The sequence below is a fragment of the Phaeobacter sp. JH20_34 genome, assembly GCF_048056095.1.
Classification (GTDB): domain Bacteria; phylum Pseudomonadota; class Alphaproteobacteria; order Rhodobacterales; family Rhodobacteraceae; genus Phaeobacter; species Phaeobacter bryozoorum.
Genome location: NZ_JAYMWT010000019.1, coordinates 158312 through 178395, shown reverse-complemented (window position 1 = coordinate 178395; position 20084 = coordinate 158312). Strand labels below are relative to the sequence as shown.

Annotated in this window: 20 protein-coding genes; 8 read left to right on the top strand and 12 right to left on the bottom strand. The window is 61.6% G+C overall.

The features are described 5' to 3' along the window. Positions 1-307 precede the first annotated feature (307 nt). The 6 genes from phbB to VWZ81_RS14005 all read right to left on the bottom strand — a co-directional run bounded on the left by phbB (position 308) and on the right by VWZ81_RS14005 (position 5771). Positions 308-1030 (bottom strand): acetoacetyl-CoA reductase, encoded by a 723-nt coding sequence (gene phbB, locus VWZ81_RS14030; RefSeq protein WP_340544268.1) that lies wholly within the window; start codon positions 1028-1030, stop codon positions 308-310. A 205-nt stretch (positions 1031-1235) separates the two neighbouring features. Further along, positions 1236-2411: an acetyl-CoA C-acetyltransferase gene (locus VWZ81_RS14025; protein WP_340544269.1), complete on the bottom strand. Its 1176-nt coding sequence runs from the start codon at positions 2409-2411 to the stop codon at positions 1236-1238. A gap of 301 nt (positions 2412-2712) precedes the next feature. Further along, positions 2713-3534: an EAL domain-containing protein gene (locus VWZ81_RS14020; RefSeq protein WP_416543423.1), complete on the bottom strand. Its 822-nt coding sequence runs from the start codon at positions 3532-3534 to the stop codon at positions 2713-2715. 135 nt (positions 3535-3669) lie between these two features. Beyond that, positions 3670-4605 carry a sterol desaturase family protein gene (locus tag VWZ81_RS14015; protein WP_416536435.1) on the bottom strand — a complete coding sequence of 312 codons (936 nt, stop codon included), beginning with the start codon at positions 4603-4605 and terminating at the stop codon, positions 3670-3672. Continuing rightward, positions 4598-5041 carry a hypothetical protein gene (locus VWZ81_RS14010; RefSeq protein WP_416543369.1) on the bottom strand — a complete coding sequence of 148 codons (444 nt, stop codon included), beginning with the start codon at positions 5039-5041 and terminating at the stop codon, positions 4598-4600. The genes VWZ81_RS14015 and VWZ81_RS14010 overlap by 8 nt, the downstream gene beginning before the upstream one ends. A gap of 166 nt (positions 5042-5207) precedes the next feature. Then, positions 5208-5771, bottom strand: coding sequence for a TlpA disulfide reductase family protein (locus VWZ81_RS14005; RefSeq protein ID WP_416543368.1), 564 nt, complete (start codon positions 5769-5771; stop codon positions 5208-5210). 22 nt (positions 5772-5793) lie between these two features. Here VWZ81_RS14005 and argH point away from each other — a divergent pair, with 22 nt between their 5' ends. The 4 genes from argH to VWZ81_RS13985 all read left to right on the top strand — a co-directional run bounded on the left by argH (position 5794) and on the right by VWZ81_RS13985 (position 11644). Beyond that, positions 5794-7188, top strand: a complete 1395-nt coding sequence (gene argH / locus VWZ81_RS14000) for an argininosuccinate lyase (protein WP_416543367.1) — start codon at positions 5794-5796, stop codon at positions 7186-7188. Between the two features lie 71 nt (positions 7189-7259). After that, entirely contained in the window at positions 7260-7445 is a 186-nt protein-coding gene (locus VWZ81_RS13995; protein ID WP_340544277.1) for a hypothetical protein, read from the top strand. A gap of 52 nt (positions 7446-7497) precedes the next feature. Next, entirely contained in the window at positions 7498-8763 is a 1266-nt protein-coding gene (lysA, locus tag VWZ81_RS13990) for a diaminopimelate decarboxylase (RefSeq protein ID WP_416543366.1), read from the top strand. A 52-nt stretch (positions 8764-8815) separates the two neighbouring features. Next, positions 8816-11644 (top strand): DUF4175 domain-containing protein, encoded by a 2829-nt coding sequence (locus VWZ81_RS13985; protein ID WP_416543365.1) that lies wholly within the window; start codon positions 8816-8818, stop codon positions 11642-11644. A gap of 68 nt (positions 11645-11712) precedes the next feature. On the opposite strand, the gene VWZ81_RS13980 is transcribed toward VWZ81_RS13985, so the two are convergent. Continuing rightward, the gene (locus VWZ81_RS13980; RefSeq protein ID WP_416543364.1) at positions 11713-12573 is read right to left on the bottom strand and encodes a zinc-ribbon domain-containing protein; all 861 of its coding nucleotides are present in this window, start codon (positions 12571-12573) and stop codon (positions 11713-11715) included. A gap of 216 nt (positions 12574-12789) precedes the next feature. Between VWZ81_RS13980 and VWZ81_RS13975 the strand changes: the two genes are divergently transcribed. Genes VWZ81_RS13975 through VWZ81_RS13960 form a run of 4 tightly spaced genes read left to right on the top strand, consistent with a single transcriptional unit; the run spans position 12790 to position 15692 of the window. Beyond that, positions 12790-13467 carry a cell division ATP-binding protein FtsE gene (locus VWZ81_RS13975; protein ID WP_340544281.1) on the top strand — a complete coding sequence of 226 codons (678 nt, stop codon included), beginning with the start codon at positions 12790-12792 and terminating at the stop codon, positions 13465-13467. Continuing rightward, on the top strand, positions 13464-14363 hold the full coding sequence (locus tag VWZ81_RS13970) for a cell division protein FtsX (RefSeq protein WP_340544283.1): 900 nt from the start codon (positions 13464-13466) through the stop codon (positions 14361-14363). Before VWZ81_RS13975 ends, VWZ81_RS13970 begins: the two co-directional genes overlap by 4 nt. Then, complete coding sequence (locus VWZ81_RS13965; RefSeq protein ID WP_416543363.1) at positions 14360-15109, top strand: lysophospholipid acyltransferase family protein; 750 nt, start codon at positions 14360-14362, stop codon at positions 15107-15109. The genes VWZ81_RS13970 and VWZ81_RS13965 overlap by 4 nt, the downstream gene beginning before the upstream one ends. Then, entirely contained in the window at positions 15087-15692 is a 606-nt protein-coding gene (locus VWZ81_RS13960) for a pyridoxamine 5'-phosphate oxidase family protein (protein WP_416543362.1), read from the top strand. The genes VWZ81_RS13965 and VWZ81_RS13960 overlap by 23 nt, the downstream gene beginning before the upstream one ends. Before the next feature lie 67 nt (positions 15693-15759). Here the strand turns inward: VWZ81_RS13960 and VWZ81_RS13955 are convergent, their stop codons facing one another. The 5 genes from VWZ81_RS13955 to odhB form a co-directional block, all read right to left on the bottom strand. Further along, positions 15760-16074, bottom strand: a complete 315-nt coding sequence (locus tag VWZ81_RS13955) for an EthD family reductase (RefSeq protein ID WP_340544286.1) — start codon at positions 16072-16074, stop codon at positions 15760-15762. A 116-nt stretch (positions 16075-16190) separates the two neighbouring features. Further along, entirely contained in the window at positions 16191-17588 is a 1398-nt protein-coding gene (gene lpdA / locus VWZ81_RS13950) for a dihydrolipoyl dehydrogenase (protein WP_416536443.1), read from the bottom strand. 107 nt (positions 17589-17695) lie between these two features. Then, entirely contained in the window at positions 17696-18106 is a 411-nt protein-coding gene (locus tag VWZ81_RS13945) for an MAPEG family protein (protein WP_340544289.1), read from the bottom strand. A 7-nt stretch (positions 18107-18113) separates the two neighbouring features. Next, entirely contained in the window at positions 18114-18521 is a 408-nt protein-coding gene (locus VWZ81_RS13940; protein WP_340544290.1) for a hypothetical protein, read from the bottom strand. A gap of 6 nt (positions 18522-18527) precedes the next feature. Further along, positions 18528-20081: a 2-oxoglutarate dehydrogenase complex dihydrolipoyllysine-residue succinyltransferase gene (odhB, locus tag VWZ81_RS13935; RefSeq protein ID WP_340544291.1), complete on the bottom strand. Its 1554-nt coding sequence runs from the start codon at positions 20079-20081 to the stop codon at positions 18528-18530. Positions 20082-20084 lie beyond the last annotated feature (3 nt).

The window sequence follows — 20084 nt, the reverse complement described above, 5'->3', positions numbered from 1 at the left end:
GCTGAAAAGTCTCGTTTGTCTGTTGTCACGAAAAGGCGCATATCTAGGTCAAGTTAGCAACACTGATCTGAATGGAGGCCGAAACGATGGAATATTCTGCCAGTGCTACCGTAAAACTCGCCCTGCAACGCGCACATGAGGAGCGCGGCCAGGTCGTACGTGCGCTGTGGGCGCGTATATTTGCACCGCGTCGCGCCACGCGGCTGCGTGCCGGGGTTTCCCGCTGGGCATAGCGCGCATGTCCTTACGGGATTGGAAAAGGGCCGGCCCAGTGGACCGGCCCTTGCCATCTGTGCTCGGTGCGGTCTTACACGAAGAACTGCGCGCCATTGGCCGAAATGGTGGAGCCGTTGATAAAGCCCGAGTCCTCTGATGCGAGGAAGGTCACGCAGCGAGCAATCTCCTCCGGCTCACCCAGGCGGCCGGCTGGGATCTGGCCAATGATCGACTCGCGGACCTTCTCAGGAACGGCCATCACCATCTCGGTCGCAATATAGCCTGGGCAGATCGCGTTGGCGGTGATGCCCGCCCGCGCCCCTTCCTGGGCCAGAGATTTCACGATGCCGAGGTCGCCTGCTTTGGTCGCGGCATAGTTTACCTGAGCGAACTGCCCTTTCTGACCATTGATCGAGGAGATCACGATCACACGGCCGAACTTGCGTTCGCGCATGCCGGGCCAGATCGGGTGCACGGTGTTGAAGACACCAGTGAGGTTGGTGTCGATCACCTGCTGCCATTGCTCCGGTGTCATCTTGTGGAACGGAGCATCGCGGGTGATGCCTGCATTGGCGACGACGATATCGATCGGGCCGATATCCGCTTCAACCTTGGCGATGCCGGCGGCGCTGTCCTCGTAGCTGGCAACGTCCCACTTGTACGTCTTGATGCCGGTTTCATCGGTAAACTTCGCCGCTGCCTCATCATTACCGGCATAGGTCGCCGCCACAGTATAGCCTTCCGCTTTCAACGCCTGTGAGATTGCAGCGCCGATGCCGCGAGAGCCGCCGGTGACGAGTGCGTTACGTGCCATGGAAAAGTCCTCCGTTATTTGACTTGGTAATCTTGCTACTATTTTGTTTTTGATTGCGCAATTATATTACTCCGTGAATCCGGGCGCTGGAGCCGATACGGAGTGCGACGCTGCGTCGCCCTCTTCGACAAAGCTATCGTAAAATGCGCTCCATATAGAAAAGGGCGCCAATCGGGCGCCCTTGATATGGTCAGAATAATGCGCCTCAGGGACGCTCCACGCACATGGCAACGCCCATACCGCCGCCGATGCAAAGCGTGGCGAGGCCTTTCTTGGCACCCCGCCGCTTCATTTCAAACAGCAGCGTATTGAGGACGCGGCAGCCGGAGGCACCAATCGGGTGACCAATTGCGATTGCGCCACCGTTGACGTTGACGATTGCCGGATCCCAGCCCATGTCCTTGTTCACGGCGCAGGCCTGCGCTGCGAAGGCTTCGTTGGCCTCAACCAGATCGAGGTCATCCACGGACCAGCCGGCTTTCTCCAGTGCCTTGCGCGAGGCGTAGATCGGACCAACGCCCATGATGGAGGGGTCCAGACCTGCGGTGGCATAGGAGGCGATCCGGGCCAGCGGTTCGATACCCCGCTTTTCGGCGTCATCGGCGCTCATCAACAGTGTGGCCGCGGCGCCGTCGTTCAGGCCTGAGGCATTGGCGGCTGTGACCGAACCATCCTTGGTGAAGGCGGGGCGCAGCTTCTGCATGGCCTCGATGGTGGCACCGTGGCGGATGTATTCGTCCTGATCCACAATGATGTCGCCCTTGCGGGTCTTGACGGTGAAGGCTGCGATTTCATCGGCGAATTTGCCTGCCTTCTGTGCCGCTTCGGCCTTGTTCTGGCTTGCAACGGCAAATTCATCCTGCATGTCACGGGAGATCTGCCATTTCTCGGCAACATTCTCCGCAGTCTGGCCCATGTGGTAGCCGTTGAAGGCATCCCAAAGGCCATCGCGGATCATGGTATCAATATAGCTCATATCGCCCATTTTGTGCCCGGCGCGCAGATTGGCGGCATGGGGCGAGAGGGTCATGTTTTCCTGACCGCCCGCACAGACGATGGCCGCGTCACCGAGTTGGATGTGCTGGGCGCCAAGTGCCACGGCACGCAGACCGGACCCGCAGACCTGATTGATTCCCCAGGCTGCCGATTCCTGTGGCAGGCCGGCATTGATATGGGCCTGGCGAGCAGGATTCTGACCCTGCGCCGCCGTCAGCACCTGACCCAGAATGGTTTCGGAAACTTCGGATTTGTCGATCCCGGCACGTTCAACCACAGCCTCCAGTACTGCGGCGCCAAGATCATGGGCGGGGGTATTGGCGAATGCGCCACCAAAGCTGCCGACGGCGGTGCGTGCGGCGGATGCAATTACTACATTGGTCATCAGTTAGGGTCCTCTGCCATTCATAGTCCCGGGAGGCCAACCGCGCAGTCCGCATTTCGCAGCCGCAGCAACCGGGATCCCCCTGCCTTTTTTTAAAGGCCGTGTGTTTCGCTGCAATTGCAGCACGTGCAAGGTGTCCCACAGGGAGAGCCTGTGTCAATCAATACTATGGCACATTTTCTGAGGCAGGTCCGGTCGTTTGCCAAGCGATCATTCCCGACAGGAATTCGCCCTTACGTTGCGCGGCAGGTATCTGGCGCAAAGATGCGCGAATTCACCCATAAGGCAACGTGCTGTGAGGTCAGGATGCGCGACTGTTCCTGCGCAGCTCTTCCAGCCATGGCGGGCTGACCGAGGGGGCGCCGAACAAATAGCCCTGCAGGCAGTCCACACCGATGGAGATCAGGAACTCGGCGTCAGCTCGGCTTTCGACGGATTCCGCAACCACCAGCATATCGAATTGCTTGGCGATCCCTACCAGCGCGCGGACAACAGCCTGATTGTCGTGGTTGGCATGAATGTTGCGTATGTACTGCCCGTCAATTTTCACCGCATCAAAGAAGAACTGCCGGAAATAGCTAACGGCCGTTGCCCCGGCGCCGAAGTTATCAAGCGCAAAGGCGATACCGTGTTTCTGCATCCGGTCCATGAAGTCGATGACCAACTCGGGCGCAGCCATGGCAGAGGCCTCAGTGATTTCCAGCACCAGCCTTTCGCCTGCGGCGGCATCTTTCTTCAGATGTTTCTCCAGGACACGCATCCAGCGCTGATAGCCGATCGAGCGCGCGGACATATTGACGGAGAGGCGGATATTGGGGCTGCGCGCAAGTGCCTTCAGGCCATGTTCGAGGGCAAGACAGTCCAGTTCACGCCCGGTTTCCTTATCCTCGACCAGCGGCATGAATTCGCGCGCAGGTATCACGCGACCCGTTGAATCGAGAACCCGGATATACCCTTCGTAAAAGGCAACCCCTTGTGGCGGCATAGCCTGTATGATGGGCTGATAGGCAAGCATCGTCTGGTTGTGGCGAATCGCGTCGCTGACCATGTCGAGAGTCGACCGATCACGCGATACAACCGCAGAGGTCAGCGGGTTATCGCCGCCTTCTGGCATGTCGGCCATGACCTTTTGCTTCTTCTTCACGGGTATATCCCTTGGCGCTGGGGTGGTCTGATCAATATGGATCAGACCGGACCTTGGCGCAAAAGCGTTGAGCTAGGATTAAGGCGACAATTTTACCCAAATTGAGAGCTGCACTCAGGTCTTGTCAAAGCCAGCGCTGCCGATGTCCTCAGGATGACGTTGCAAGTGCTTTGCGCGGATTGTGTCGGAGCTGTCGCGGCTGCCGTCATGGCTGTAGCCCGGCGGGGCAACCGCATATAGCAACCGCTGCCGGAACGTCAGCCCGGGTTGGGTCACATCCTTGAAGATGCTGACCCATTCGTGGAAGGCGACACGCAGTGGGTTGAAGGTGCCGATGTTGTGAACCAGGCCGTAATCCGGGCGGTCGTGATCCTGTTCGGGTACGAATGTGCCGAACATCTTGTCCCAGATGATAAAGACACCAGCATAGTTGCAATCAAGATAGCGCGGATTGCGGCCGTGGTGTGCGCGGTGATGGCTGGGTGTGTTCATCACGGCCTCAAACCAGCGCGGCATCCGGCCGATGGCCTCGGTGTGGATCCAGAACTGGTAGACCAGATTGATGCCTCCGACAAACAGTACCATGGCAGGATGGAAGCCCAGGAGAACCAGCGGCGCGCGCACCACCATCATAAAGGTGAATGTGCCCGTCCAGGTCTGCCGCAGAGCGGTGGTGAGGTTGTAGTGCTGGCTTGAGTGATGATTGACATGGCTGGCCCAGACCCAGCGCACCCGGTGGCCAAAGCGATGCACCCAGTAGTAGCGCAGGTCGTCCAGGACGAAGCACAGAACGATCACCCAGACCGATGTGCCCAGGTCCAACGGCGTGATCTGCCACAAAAGCATGAAGAAGGCCCAGGCGATGAAGCCAAGCGCAATGCCTGACGCCACGCTACCGGCGCCCATAACAAGAGATGTGACGGCGTCGCGGGTTTCATATCGCCCGCCACGTCCCTTGATGGCGATCCAGAGGAACTCAGCCAGAATCGCGGCGATGAAGAAAGGGACCGCCCACTGGGTGACATCAGGGTACGAAATCGTATCAGGCATGTGTCTGTCCTTCTGTCTGCGCTGCCACGGTCGGTGTGATTGGTGCGCTGTGGTCGCCCATGATGCGCCGTCGCCAATCGTTGCGCTCGGCATCCGACAGGTGGAGCACCACGGAGGGGGTAGCAAAATCGGCGAACCGCAGCTTCAGGCCCTTGGGGTGATCCAATAGTCGCACCCCGGCAAGTGGCCGGGCGATGGTATCGGCGCCAAAACACCAGACCAGACCAAGCCCGAGATCGGTTTCAATCAGGGCCGCCTGACCAAGAGTGCTTGGCCATGTGTTCAGGATTTGAGTATCGGGATCATGACGAGACCAGGCCTTGGCGGCGGTGTCTCGCGTCATCAGAACCGGAGCGGACCGCCCGGTGACATGAAGCAGTATAGCTATGACAACAATGCCGATCAGCACCATCGCCACCAAGATTTCCAGCGGCATCACGTCCTCCCTGCCGCTCAGATTGGCGGCAGGGTGACGGCTCTGTCAAAGGTGGCGTTGGGTCAAGCTCCGAAAGATGCCAGCTATCTGGCCACCGCCCGCGCACGCCCGGGAAAGCTGCTGCACTGCGGTACGGCCGCGGGTCTTCTTAATGAGCGTCAATCAGTCATTCTGCGTCGATCAGAGTTTGCAGGATTGCCTTGGCACTGTCGGAGTTCCACTCTGCATCGCCACGCAGGCGGCCGATTTCATTGCCGTCGCGATCGAGGATCATTGTCATCGGTAGGCCAAACACGGCCATTTCCTTGGCCAGCGCACCCTTTGGATCCTGATGGCGGGGCAGATTGGTGATGCCCGTTTCATCAAAGAACTTCTGAATCCCGTCGGGCGAGTTGCGGCCGGTGGCTAGGGTCAGGACCTCAAAATCCTCACCGCCAAATTCACTTTGAAGTTCGGACAGCATCGGCATTTCTTTCCGGCAGGGAGCGCACCAGGTGGCCCAGAAGTTCAGCAGGACAACCTTGCCTTCATAATCGGCAAGCGAGGCGCTGCCCTTGCCGTCTTCCAGTTCAAAGCTGTTGCTGGAGGTCGGTTTTGCTTCCGGGTGGAGGATCAGACGGCGCATGTCACCTTCGCGGAGCTCGGAAAGGGCTGCGGGGTCCGCGGCAAAGGCGGCATTTGCACCGAGGGCAAGGGCCATATAAAGGGTTAGCTGACGAAACAGACGCATATTATCTCCGGGGTTCCACACCATGACAGATCAATCCTCGAACCAGATGTGGGGCGGCCGCTTTGCCGCTGGCCCGGACGCGATCATGGAGGCGATCAATGCCTCGATCGGGTTCGACAAGCGGATGGCGGCGCAGGACATTGCCGGCTCCAGGGCCCATGCGGCGATGTTGGCCGCGACAGGTGTCATTACGGATAATGATGCCGAGGCCATTCGGGAAGGGCTGCTCACCGTATTGTCAGAGATCGAGGGCGGAACCTTCCAGTATTCCACCGCACTGGAAGACATCCATATGAACGTGGAGGCCCGCCTGAAAGAGATCATCGGTGAGCCTGCGGGCCGCCTGCACACGGGCCGGAGCCGCAACGACCAGGTGGCAACCGACTTCAAACTCTGGGTACGTGACCAGCTGGACGCCGCCGAAAGCGGCCTCTTGGCGCTGATCCGCGCGCTTCTGTCGCAGGCAGAAGCTGGCGCCGATTGGGTGATGCCGGGCTTTACCCACCTGCAGACCGCGCAGCCGGTGACCTGGGGCCACCACATGATGGCCTACGTGGAGATGTTCGGCCGCGATCTGTCCCGCGTCCGCGATGCCCGCGCGCGGATGAACGAATCGCCGCTGGGCGCGGCGGCGCTGGCCGGTACCTCCTTCCCGATCGACCGGGAAATGACCGCCAAGGCGCTGGGCTTTGACCGCCCGGCGGCAAATTCGCTCGATGCCGTCTCTGACCGCGATTTCGCGCTGGAGTTCCTGTCCTGCGCCTCGATCAGCGCCATGCACCTCTCCCGCTTTGCCGAGGAGCTGGTGATCTGGTCTTCTGCCCAGTTCCGTTTCGTGACGCTCTCCGACCGCTTCTCCACCGGCTCGTCGATCATGCCGCAGAAGAAGAACCCGGACGCGGCTGAGCTGATCCGCGCCAAGGTGGGCCGGATTTTTGGCGCCAACACCGCGCTGATGATGGTGATGAAGGGGCTGCCGCTCACCTATTCCAAGGACATGCAGGAAGACAAGGAACAGGTCTTTGACGCTGCCGACAACTGGATGCTGGCGCTGGCGGCGATGGAAGGCATGGTGAAGGACATGACCGGCAACCGCGAGAGCCTGGCGGCGGCCGCGGGTTCCGGCTTCTCCACCGCCACAGACCTGGCCGACTGGCTGGTTAGGGTGCTGAAGGTGCCGTTCCGCGATGCGCACCACGTGACCGGCACCCTGGTGGCGATGGCCGAAAAGCGCGGCTGCGACCTGCCGGATCTTTCGCTTGCGGATATGCAGGGCGTGCATGCCGGCATCACCGGGGACATCTTCTCTGTGCTTGGCGTCGAAAACTCGGTAAACTCGCGCATGTCTTACGGCGGCACCGCACCCGCCCAGGTGCGCGCGCAGGTGGCCCGCTGGCAGAGCCTCCTGGCGGACTGATAGCAGGGCGGTTGCGGTTAAGCGGTGATGTGCCGGTTCAGTCGCAACCGCCCAGATCGAAAGGGATCAATATGCAGAAAACCGTTCTGATCCTGGGTATTCTGGTGGCCTGCGTGGGTCTTGCGGCCTGCGGGGTCGACGGAGAGCCGGTACGACCCTCGCTCAATGCCGGAGTTGGCGTGTCCAGCAGCGGCGTCCACGCGGGCGGCAGCCTTGGCCTGCACAAAGGGCCACTCAGCGTCTATCTGGGCGTCTGACCCTGAGCGGAATCATTTGATCCGCGCCCCGGTTCTGGTCTAAGCGCGATCTATGGATCATTTTCTCTATCGTGACGGCGCTCTCTACGCCGAAGATGTGCCGGTGGCCGAGATCGCGGCTGCTGTGGGCACTCCGTTTTACCTGTATTCAACGGCGACACTGCTGCGCCATTTCCACCTCTTTGATGATGCGCTGAAGGAGATGGATCATCTGGTCTGCTACGCAATGAAGGCAGCCAGCAATCAGGCGATCCTGAAAACGCTGGCACAGGCTGGCGCCGGCATGGATGTGGTCAGCAAGGGCGAATATCTGCGCGCCAAGGCGGCCGGAGTTCCCGGTGACAAGATTGTGTTTTCGGGCGTCGGCAAGACCGAGGACGAGATTCGAACCGCCCTGAGCGGTGGTATCCGTCAGTTCAATGTGGAATCCGAGCCGGAAATGGACGTGATCAACGCGGTTGCGCAGGAACTGAGCGTTGTGGCGCCGATCACCGTACGCGTGAACCCGGATGTCGATGCAAAGACGCACGCCAAGATCGCGACGGGCAAATCTGAGAATAAATTCGGCATTCCGATTGCGCGGGCGCGGGAAGTCTATGCCCGTGCCGCCAGCCTGCCAGGGCTGAAGGTGATCGGCATTGACGTACATATCGGCTCGCAGCTGACCGAACTGGCCCCGTTCGAGCTGGCCTATCAGAAAGTGGCGGAACTGACCGAGCAGCTGCGCGCTGATGGTCATGAGATTCACCGTCTCGACCTTGGCGGTGGCCTTGGTATTCCCTACACCCGCTCGAACGATACGCCACCGTTGCCGGTTGAATACGGCGCTATGGTACAGCGCACCTTGGGGCATCTTGGGTGTGAGATCGAAATCGAACCGGGGCGTCTGATTGCCGGCAATGCCGGCATCATGGTGAGCAAGGTGATCTATGTGAAATCCGGCGAGGACCGGGATTTCCTGATCATCGACGGCGCCATGAATGATCTGATCCGCCCCGCCATGTATGAGGCGCATCACGAGATTGTTCCGGTGATCGAAGCCGACGCCGGAGTGGAGCAGCGTCCATATGATATCGTTGGACCGGTCTGCGAAACTGGCGATACCTTTGCGCGCCATCGCGATATGCCGCCCCTGGAAGCGGGGGATCTGGTGGCTTTCCGCAGCGCCGGCGCCTATGGGGCAGTGATGTCGAGCGAATATAACTCGCGCCCGTTGATCCCTGAAGTGCTGGTCAATGGGGATCAATTCGCGGTTATCCGCCGACGTCCGGACTTTGACGAAATGATAAACCGCGATACCATCCCCGAGTGGCTCTGACGGGTACCGCGACATCTGCCGCGGCGCAGGGCTGATCGGAGGCGCCGCCCGCATGGTCAACGACCCCAAGTTTCGCCGCAAGGCTGACGCGACATCTGCCGCCGCGCCGGGTTCACCGGCGCGCCCGCAGGCGGAGGGTGGGTACTCGCGGAAAGACGGCGGTTCCGATCTGCCGTCCGATCCGATCCCAACAGGTCGCGGCTCAGGCCCGAGGCTCTCAGATCCGCGCCTTGTGCGGCTTCGCTGGCCGTTGCGGCTGACCTGGGTGGGGCTGTTGTCGGAACGTCTGGTGCGCGCCTTCTGGCCGTTGGTTTCGCTGCTGATGCTGGCGCTTGCCGCTGTGATGTTGGGCCTGCACGAGCAGTTGCCGATCGAACTGGTCTGGGTGGGGGCCGTGCTGCTGGTGTTGGCTGCAGCAGTCGCGATTGGCTTTGGGGGCTGGCGGTTCAGAATGCCCAGTCTGTCCGATGCCCTGGCTCGTCTGGATATGACGCTGCCCGGACATCCTATTGCGGCGCTGCTGGACGCGCAGGCCATCGGGTCGGATGATCCGGCGTCGCAAGCCCTGTGGCAGGCGCATCAGCGGCGGATGCAGGCGCGCGCCGCCACCGCAGTTGCCCCTAAACCCAATCTGTCAGTCGCGCGCGCTGACCCCTTTGCTCTGCGCTATCTGGCACTTCTGGCGCTATCGGTTGCCATGCTCTTCGGTTCCATCTGGCGGGTTGGTAGCCTTGGCGAGATGACCCCCGGCGCGGTGAATGCGGCAGCAGGGCCGACATGGGAGGGCTGGATCGAACCGCCGCGCTACACCGGTCTGCCGGTGCTTTACCTCAATGATCAGTCCGAGCCGGTTCTGACCCTGCCCGAAAACAGCCGCCTGACCCTGCGGTTTTACGGTGAGGTCGGAGATCTTACACTGGATGAAACTCTCTCGGGGCGCACCGGAGACGTGCCCTCTGCCGCCGCGGCTGAGCAGAGTTTCGTGATCACCCGCGACGGGACATTGACCATCAATGGCACCGGAGGGCGCAGCTGGGATGTGACGCTGATTGAGGACCTGCCTCCGACGATTGCCATTGTGGGAGAGCCGACGCTGGAGTCTGATGATACGACCTCGCTTGCCTATACCGCCAGTGACGACTACGGCGTGGCGGCTGGTCAGGTCGAAATCTCGCTGGATATGGCCGAGATTGATCGGAGCCATGGGCTGGCAGCCGAACCAGATACGCGGGAGCCGATTGTTCTGGACCTGCCACTGCCGCTGACCGGTGATCGCCACAGCTTCGACGAGCAGGTGATCGAGGCCTTCGCCAAACACCCCTGGGCCAACATGCCTGTCAGCTACCGTATGGTCGCACAGGACGCCAAGGGGCAGGAGACCGAGGCAGAGGTGCTCAGGGCGCCGTTGGTGACCCGGCGTTTCTTTGATCCGATGGCCGCAGCGGTGGCAGAGCAGCGGCGCGATCTGCTCTGGGCGCGTGCCAATGCGCCACGGGTGGCCCAGGTCCTGCGCGCCCTGTCGACCTATCCGGCCGAAGTGTTCCACGACCATGGGGATTATCTGCGTCTGCGCACTATCCTGCGTCGTCTGGAACAGCACAGCAACGCAGGAACGCTTGGGCCAGAGCAGCAGGACGCGTTGGCTGAAGCGCTCTGGGATTTGGCAATCCAGCTGGAGGAAGGCGATGTCGGCGACGCTCTTGCCCGCATGCAGCGCGCTCAGGAGCAGCTGAGCCAAGCGATGCGCGATGGTGCCAGCGATGAAGAGATTGCCCGTCTGATGCAACAGCTGCGCGATGCCACGCAGGACTATCTGCGTCAGTTGCAGCGACAGGCGCAGGAGCAGGGCAATGACGGGCAGCCGCAAGGCGCTCCGGATGAGAACGCCATGCAGCTCACTCAGCAGGATCTTCAGGCGATGATGGATCGTATTCAGGAGCTGATGGAACAGGGCCGGATGGCCGAGGCCGAGCAGGCGCTGCGCGAGTTCCAGCAGATGATGGAAAACATGCGTGTCACCCAAGGGCAGGAAGGTCAGGATGGCAGCCCCGGAGAGCAGAGCATGGAGGGGTTGGCCGAAACCCTGCGTGAGCAGCAGGGCTTGTCGGATCAGGCATTTCGGGATTTGCAGGAGCAGTTCAATCCCGGTGCACGCCGCGGCGAAAGTCAGGGAAATGAAGGGCGCAATGGCGGCCTGGGCCGTGGGGAGTCCCACGAGGGCGGTCAGGGCAATCAGGGTGGCCAAGGCGACAGGCCCGGCTCCGGCGACCCCAGCGGTGACCGGCAGCCCGGTCAGGGTGGTCAGGGACAGCGCGCGCCTGATAATGATGGGACCGGGCAGGGTGGCGGCGCCAACACTCCGCAGGGCGGCACACAGGGTCCTGCCGGGTCGCTGGCTGATCGCCAGCAAGCTCTTCGCGATCAGTTGCGGGCGCAGCGGGATGGCCTCCCGCTTGGCAATGGCGAAGGCGGTCAGGCGACGCGTGATGCGCTTGATGATGCCGGACGGGCCATGGATGGGGCGGAGGAGGCTTTGCGGCAGGGTGACCTCGCTGAGGCCATCGACCGCCAGTCCGACGCGATGGAAGCTCTGCGAGAGGGAATGCGCGCGCTGGGAGAGGCAATGGCCGAACAGCAGCAACCGGGTCAGGGACAGGGGCAGGGGCGCACCAGCAGCTCAAGCCAAGGCAACCAAATGGATCCGCTTGGCCGACGCAATGGGGAACAGGGTGATGGTGGTGTTTCCGACGGGCAGTTCAGCGAAGGGCAGGCCTATCGCCGCGCCTGGGATCTTCTTGAAGAGATCCGCCGCCGCGCCGGAGAGCGCAGCCGTAGCGAGACTGAGCGAAGCTATCTCGAGCGTCTTCTGGATCGCTTCTGACGACGGCGGTGGACCTGCGGGGCGACCGTTCGTGTCCGATCGGTCGCCGGTACCGTCTGGCTGCGGTTCTACTGCTGCACTGTGAAGGCACGCACCTGCGTATCTAGCCACAGCCGCGCCGCGTCCACCTTGGCGACATAGGTGCTGAGGTAGGGATCCGCCTGTGGCAGCTTCTGGGCGATCAGGGGCGCGTTGTCATAGGCCATGGCAAGACCCAGCGCGATCAACAGTGCAAAGGCAAAGCCCCGCGCAAAGTTCCGCTTTTTCCTTGGGGCCGGTGCATCGACTGGTGGTGCGATCGGGGCCGCAGGCCCTTCACCGGATCGCAGGGTGGAGTTGATTTCGTCGATATTGGGCAGCAATCCGCGACGGGATTCGGTTTCCGAGGTGGAGAGCTGCTGGGGATCTTCGCCACGCATCCGGGCCATCTGCTCGCGGGCTTCGCGGGCACGGCGGGCGGATTCTTCTTCCGGCAGAGAATCCAGTCCCAAATCCGTCTGTGTTTGTAAGCTGTTGCTTTCAGCGGCGCGCAGCCGGGCTTCACGCTCAGCCTCCTCGCGCAGAATATCGCTGATCGTCGGGTCAAGACCTCGCGACGTGGCTGTGATCTCTGGCGGTTGATTCTGGATTTCATCCTGCTGATCAGGCTCTGCGGTCTCCTCCTCCGGCGCGTCTTCCACGATGTCATCCTCTTGTGTCGCCGTAAGGGAAGCAGGATCAGGGGCGCCGATTTCGTCCTCAACCGGGGCTATATCGTCGCCGGGTTCCGCAGCGGGGGAAATGCTCGGGTCATCCTCCGCCTCAATCGCACGGCCAGCCTGAAACCACGTTTGCCCGCAGTTGGAACATTGCACGTCGCGCCCCTCATCGGGGATCACATCATCCGGCACCTCATATTGGGCGGCACAGTTCGGACATGTCAGTCGCATGGGTCACTCCTTGGGACCTGAGGTGGCTCCCGGGGGGGCCGGGCGGCTGTCGGCGGGTGATTGTTGAATAATCATAGGCAGTTCCGTCTTTCCACGAAAGAGCCAATCGCTCTCATCTGAACGGACTGTTTCAGCCGGGGTGGCGTGGCAACAGCGCGGACCATTGAAACTGGGCGCACAGTCGGGCAAAACACCGGTGACCAAAAGGGGACCGCCGTGATCGAGCTGGACAATGTGGGGTACAACTACGGTGGCGGGGAACTGCTGAGCGACGTGTCGGTGCAGCTGGCACCGGGGTCGTTCCATTTCCTGACAGGCCCATCGGGCGCGGGCAAGACCACCCTGTTGAAACTTTGTTACGGCGCGCTGACACCAACGTCAGGCCGCGCACGTGCTTTCAACATGGATATCAAGGGGCTGGATCGTGACCAGATGGCCTATCTGCGCCGCCGCATCGGGGTGGTCCACCAGGATTGCCGGTTCCTCGATCACCTGCCGGTGCTGGAGAATATCGCGTTGCCGTTGACGGTCTCCGGGCGGGATATCACCCAGGAAGAGGCTAATCTGCGCGAGCTGTTGAACTGGGTTGGCCTGTCGGAGCGCGCCCATGCCACCCCACCGGAGCTCTCTGGTGGTGAGCGGCAGCGCGCGGCGCTGGCCAGATCGGTGATCCTCTCGCCTGAGGTGATCATCGCCGATGAACCAACTGGCAACGTGGATTGGGACATGTCGCAGCGGCTGCTGCAATTGTTGGTGGAATTGAATCACATGGGCAAAACCGTTCTGGTCGCGACACATGATCTGTCGTTGATCCGGGCCGCCAAGAAGCAGGTTCAGGCACGAGTCCTGCGGATTTCGAACCGCCAGCTTCAGCAGGCCGGAGCGGACCTATGAAACTGACCCGTTTGCGCAACCTGATTGTCGGGGATGCCCAGGCTGACCGTGTTGTTCCGCCCAGTGGATTTACCGCCCAGCTGACTTTGTTTGTCTCTGGTGCGATGGCGTTTCTGGCGGTTTTCGCCTTGGCGCTGTCGCTGGCCTCCGGCCGTTTGGCAGATCGCTGGGCAGAGGAACTGGCGCGCGCGGCCACGCTACGGATCAATGCACCGGCGGAGCAGCGTGCTGCCCAGACCGAGGCAGCAATGACCATTCTGGAACAGACGCCGGGTGTCGCCTCGGCTCGTGCGCTGAGCCGCGAGGAACAGGCGGCGCTGTTGGCGCCATGGTTTGGCACCAAACTGCCGCTGGATACGCTGCCGATCCCACAGCTGATCGAAGTGATCGAGGGCGATCCGGGCTATGATGAGACCGGTCTGCGCTTGCGCCTTCAGGCTGAGGTTCCGGGCGCGATCTTGGATGATCACACGCGCTGGCGGGCGCCGCTGGTGGATGCTGCCCAGGCGCTGCGGCGGTTGGCCTGGGTGTCCATCCTGTTGATCGGCGGGGCCACCGCGGCGATGATCACCCTTGCTGCGAATGCAGCGCTTGCGGCCAATGCCCAGGTGATTGAGGTGCTGCGTCTCGTCGGCGCGCTGGACACCTATATCGCTCAGGCCTTTATCCGGCGTTTCACCCTGCGCGCGCTATTTGGTGCCAGCGTTGGCATGGCGCTGGGAATGCTCGGGGTCTGGCTGATGCCCGAAGCCTCCCGCGAGGGCGGGTTCCTGACCGGGCTTGGCTTTCAAGGTTGGAGCTGGCTCCTGCCACTCTGCATCCCTCTGCTTGGTGCGCTTGTCGCCTTTGCCGCGACCACCCGTGCGGCCAACAAACGTCTTGGAGATTTGGCGTGATAACTGCGTTTAGATGGCTGCTCTCGGCCGTGTTCATGATTCAGATCTATGCGATGATGCTGATCTTTGGTCTGGTCTTTGCGCCATGGGCCCTGGTCTCGCCGCGCGGTGCCCGAGTGGCCTGTCGCAGCTATGCCGGTTATGTGCTGTGGTGTGCGCGTTGGATGCTGGGCCTGCGTACGGAGGTGCGTGGCGAGGTCCCGACCGATGAGGTGATCATTGCGGCCAAACATCAGAGTTTTCTGGATATTCTGATTATCTTTCACGCCACGCCAGCAGCCAAGTTCATCATGAAACGTGAGCTGTTGTGGACGCCGATTATCGGCATTTATGCCAAGCGCCTGGGCTGTGTGCCGGTCAACCGTGGCAAGAAGGGCAATGCCATTGCCCGCATGGTCAAGGACGTGGCAGCAGAATTCGCAGAACCCGGCCAACTGGTGATCTATCCGCAAGGCACGCGGGTCGCGCCGGGCGTTGACCGGCCCTACAAGATCGGCACTGGCGTCCTTTATGCCGCGCTGGAGCAGCCCTGTGTGCCTGCGGCGACCAATGTGGGGTTGTTCTGGCCACGCACAGGGATCATGCGCAAACCGGGGTTGGGCGTTGTGGAATTTCTGCCTGCTATCGCCCCGGGACTGGACCGCGATGCCTTCATGGCTACGCTGGAGCGCGAAGTGGAGACACATTCAGACAAGTTGATGCGGGAAGCGGGGTTCAAGGTCGATGGAATTTCTCAGCACAGTTGATGAGTTGGAGGCGCTTTATGGCGCTCCGGGAACACCGTCCCTGCGCAAGGTGGCACGTCAGATTACGCCGCTGTACCGGCAGTGGATCATGGCATCGCGACTATGCATGTTGGCCACCGTTGGGCCGGAGGGGACCGATGACAGCCCGCGCGGTGATGATGGTCCGGTGGTGCTGGAGCTGGATCCCGGAACGCTCGCGCTGCCGGATTGGCGCGGTAACAACCGTATCGACAGTTTGCGAAACATCCTGCGGGACCCCCGGGTTTCGCTGATGTTTCTGGTACCGGGGTCAAACAATGTGGTGCGGGTCAACGGGCGGGCACGGGTCACTGCGGATGCGGCGATGTTGGCCCGGTTCGACAAGAACGGCAAGCAGCCGCGCACAGTGATTGTGATCGAGATTGGCGAGATCTACAGCCAGTGCGCCCGCGCGCTGATGCGGGCTCGGACCTGGACCTCGGGCGACGAAAGCGCGGGGCTTCCTTCTATGGGCGAGATCCTGGCCGAGCAGACCGCAGGGCAAGAAGGCGGTGTCGCCTATGACCAGGCCTGGGCGCCCCGTGCAGCCAAGACCCTCTGGTAACCGGGAGCGGCTGTGAATGCCCCATCCGGGCTTTCACAGCAGGGTTCGCCCGGGTGGCAGAGCAGGGTCAGCTCATCAAGACCTCACCGACAAGGATCTGCGGACGCACATTGGTGAAATTGGCGACGTCGTCGATGATTGGTCCGCTTTTTTCGCCCATCGCGCGGTCCAATGTATCCATATCTGGAAAGGTGATCGTGGCGATCAGCAGATAGGCCGGCGGAATATCCGGGCCGCTTGCAATCCCGCGCGATGCCTCGACGGTTTCCATCAGATCGCCAAAATGTTCTTCGACCAGTGGCAGGTGGGTGGTTTCATAATAATCATAGTCAAACGTCGCGTCGGCGGAGGCGGGGTAGATCACTTGCAGGCTGACAGTCATGGCAGAGGCTCCGGTTCATGAGAAAGCGGCCCACCATGGATGGGCCGCTCTGGTGTGGGTTAGATATCTAGCAGGCGGAGCCCGGGTAGGGCACCCGGTTTCCTGCGCTGCTCCATTTAGCTGTGGATCGGACCGTCACCGCAGGCCAGCGCCGCTTCGCGGACAGCTTCGGAATAGGTCGGATGTGCGTGGCAGGTCAGCGCCAGATCCTCGGCGGAGGCGCCGAACTCCATCGCTACACAGATTTCGTGGATCAGGTCACCGGCTGCCGGGCCAATGATCGAAGCGCCCAGGATGCGATCGGTCTCCTTATCGGCGATCAGCTTGACGAAGCCGCCTTCTGCCTGATGCACCGCTTTGGCGCGGGCGTTGCCCATGAACATGAACTTACCCACCTTGATCTTGCGACCTTCGGCTTTCAGCGCATCTTCGGTCTGGCCGACGGTGGCCACCTCCGGTGTGGTGTAGACCACGCCAGGGATCACGCCGTAGTTGACGTGGCCATGTTTGCCCGCAATCACCTCGGCAACGGCCATGCCTTCGTCTTCGGCTTTATGGGCCAGCATAGGACCTTCGATGACGTCACCGATGGCATAGACGCCTTTGACATTGGTCGCCCAATGGGCGTCGGTGGCGATCTGACCCCGTTCGGTCATCTTGACGCCGAGGGCGTCCAGCCCCAGCCCCTCCGCATAGGGTTTGCGACCCGTCGCTACCAGCACCACATCTGCGTCGATCACCTCTTCGTCGCCGCCTTTTTTCGGCTGGTACTTCACCTTTGCCTTGGTCTTGGCGGCGTCGACCCCTTGGACGGCCGCGCCCATCACAAAGGTCAGGCCCTGTTTTTCAAGGATCCGCTTGAAGCTGCGCTGAACGTCCTTGTCCATACCGGGGCAGACGGCGTCCATATATTCCACCACGGTGACTTCGCTGCCCAGGCGGGCATAGACCGAGCCCAGCTCCAGACCGATGACGCCAGCGCCGATTACCACCATTTTCTTTGGGATCTTCGGCAGGTCCAGTGCGCCGGTGGAATCCACCACGATGCCCTTGTCATTGTCGACCTCGACGCCCGGCAGAGCCGAGGGAACGGAGCCGGAGGCAATCACGATGTTCTTTGCCTCATGGGTGTCATCGCCCACCTTGACCTTGCCAGCCTCCGGGATGGAAGCCCAGCCCTTGATCCAGTCTATCTTGTTCTTCTTGAAGAGGAATTCGATGCCACCGGTGTTCTGGCCGATGACCTCTTCCTTGTAGGATTTCATCTGTGCCCAGTCGACCGAGGGGCTTTTGCCCTTGAGACCCATATGGGCGAAGTTGTGCTCGGCCTCATGCAGCAGATGGGTGGAGTGCAAGAGCGCCTTTGACGGGATACAGCCGACATTGAGGCAGGTGCCGCCGAGGGTTTCGCGGCCCTCGACCACTGCGGTCTTGAGGCCCAGCTGGGCGCAGCGGATAGCGCAGACATAGCCACCGGGGCCGGCGCCGATTACGATCACGTCATAGGATGCCATATTGATGTGCTCCTTGAGGGGTTAGCGATGAAGATCATGGGGAAAGGGGGCGCTGCCCCCGGCCCCGGTCGGGGCCTCCCCCGGAGTATTTTGGGAAAGATGACGGCTCATGTCAGGGCCGCAATCAGCATGAGGGTGGTTGCGAGGTAGCCCACAGACCAGATCAGCGAGCGCCACGGGACCCAGCCAAAGGCATAGGCGGGAATGTAGAGGACGCGCGCGCCGAGGTAGGCATAGGCGCAGGCCGCGGTGAACCCGGTTGACTTGCCCGCCAGTGACACCACCAGGCAGGCGATCCCGAAGAGGATCAGCCCCTCAAAGTGGTTTGACATCGCCCTGTGTAGACGCGCGGTGCGGGTCGAGAGCTGATCGCGCAGATCACCGCCCAGACGATCCCGGTCGCGCGGGCCAAGCGTTTTGCCCTGACCCAGCTCAAGGTTCGCAGGCACCGCCATCAGGGCGATCTGAAACACCTGCAGAAGGGCGGCGAGGGTGAGGGCGGTGAGTTCTGGGGGCATCTAGACCTTACACAATGCTTGTAGAGGTTGCAGATCGGTTTCGCAGCCAGATCACGATGCCGCACAGAGCCACGAAGTTCAGGATACTGGAAACGATGGTGCCAAGAGCGTAAAGCAAGCCCAACCCGATAAGATTGCTGCCAACAAAAAATCCTAGCAGAAGGTATCCACCGTAAAGAATGCCCACTACCGCCCAATCGCGGGCGAGAGCATAGAGAAAAAAGATATAGAATATGCAAACCGCTACCATCGCTTGCGAGTAGGGCGCAATCTCATTCCCAGCAGCAATCTCCAGCGTGCCAATAACGGCGAACAGCCCCCAGACAACGGCGAGCTGAACAAGAGTTGCGCGCGCTGCGAGGCGGCGGCCGTCAGCCGCCCGGCCCTTCTCCGTAATCTGGAACAGCGCGCGCATGCTATCCTACAGATCCATCAGCAGGCGGCGGGGATCTTCCAGCGCTTCTTTGACGCGCACGAGGAAGGTCACGGCACCTTTGCCGTCGACGATGCGGTGGTCGTAGGATAGCGCCAGATACATCATCGGGCGGATTTCCACCTTGCCGTTGATCGCCATCGGGCGGTCCTGGATCTTGTGCATGCCGAGGATACCGGACTGCGGCGGGTTCAGGATCGGCGAGGACATCAGCGAGCCATAGACACCACCGTTGGAGATGGTGAAGGTGCCGCCCTGCATTTCCGCCATCGACAGCTTGCCGTCGCGGGCGCGCGCGCCTTTTTCGGCTATCGCTTTTTCGATGTCAGCAAAGGACATTGCATCGGCGTCGCGGATGACCGGAACCACCAGTCCCGTGGGCGTGCCTGCGGCGATGCCCATGTGGACGAAGTTCTTGTAGACGATGTCGGTGCCGTCGATCTCGGCATTAACCTCGGGCACTTCCTTCAGCGCGTGGCAGCAGGCCTTGGTGAAGAAGGACATAAAGCCCAATTTTACGCCGTGCTTCTTCAGGAACAGATCCTTGTACTCGTTACGCAGGGCCATCACCTCGGTCATGTCGACCTCGTTGTAGGTGGTGAGCATGGCCGCGGTGTTCTGGCTGTCCTTCAGACGCTTGGCGATGGTCTGGCGCAGGCGGGTCATTTTCACCCGTTCTTCGCGCGCGGCGTCGTCGGCTGCCACAGGTGCGCGCACCGGAGCGGCAGCTGCGGGCGCCGAGGCAGTAGCCGCCGGTGCCGCTGCGGCCGCAGCCACAGCGCGGGCGACATCGTCCTTCATGATGCGGCCATCGCGACCGGTGCCCTGGACCTGATCTGCGGACAGACCGGCCTCGGCCATGGCTTTCTCTGCGGAGGGCGCATTGGCGACATCCTTTGCGGGACCGCCCTGACCTGCAGGAGGTGTGGTGTATTGCGCACCACCGGCGGTTTCTGCCTTTGTCGGCTCGGGGGTGACGGCGCCGGCGTCGCCACCGGAGATCACACCAAGTTTGGCCGTTGCATCCACAGTGCTGCCTTCTGCGGCGGTGATTTCGGTCAGAACGCCGGAGACCGGCGCGGGCACTTCGACCGAGACCTTGTCGGTTTCCAGCTCACAGAGCATTTCATCCTGCGCGACGGTATCGCCGACCTTCTTGAACCAAGTCGAGACGGTGGCTTCGCTGACCGATTCACCGAGAGTGGGGACCATCACATCGGTGCTGGCCCCCGCCTTGTCACCGGTGTCTGCGGCTGGCGTGGTATCGCTCTTGGGCGCACCCGAGGTTGCGGCGCCGGAGGACGCACCTTCGGAGATGGTGGCCAGAAGGGCGTCGACCCCTACGGTCTCGCCTTCGGCGGCGACGATTTCACCCAGGGTGCCTGCGGCAGGGGCGGGGACTTCGACGGTGACCTTGTCAGTCTCCAGCTCACAGAGCATTTCATCAGCCGCTACGGCATCACCGGGTTTCTTGAACCAGGTGGCAACGGTGGCTTCGGTCACGGATTCGCCCAGGGTGGGCACGCGAACTTCGGTGGTCATAGG